The organism is Corynebacterium sp. HMSC11E11 (assembly GCF_001807025.1).
Lineage (GTDB): Bacteria > Actinomycetota > Actinomycetes > Mycobacteriales > Mycobacteriaceae > Corynebacterium > Corynebacterium freneyi.
This window is the reverse complement of the sequence record NZ_KV787139.1, coordinates 73,808-74,027: the sequence shown is the minus strand read 5'-3', so window position 1 is coordinate 74,027 and position 220 is coordinate 73,808. Positions and strand designations below refer to the sequence as shown.

Below are 220 nucleotides of genomic sequence, written 5' to 3'. Positions count from 1 at the left end.
TATCCGACCGTGCAACCGCAGTCGCGGGCCACCGCGATGGGCAGGACTTCGATGGTGTTGGGTTGATCGACGACCATGAGAACGCTGCCGTGGGCCTGCATGGACGCGAAGATTTCGAGCAGTGCAGCTTCTTCTTGGGGCAGCGGCTTGTCGTAGATTCTCTCGCCGGTGGTGGTCAGCGTGCAGGAATGGTGGCCGGTTTTGCCGACGTCGAGGCCGA

General features: G+C 62.3%; 1 protein-coding gene. It reads right to left on the bottom strand.

Annotation, left to right across the window (positions count from 1 at the left end; all coding sequences use genetic code 11):
• On the bottom strand, positions 1 to 220 hold a 220-nt coding region (locus HMPREF3121_RS12190), incomplete at both ends, for an IS110 family transposase (protein WP_141743012.1).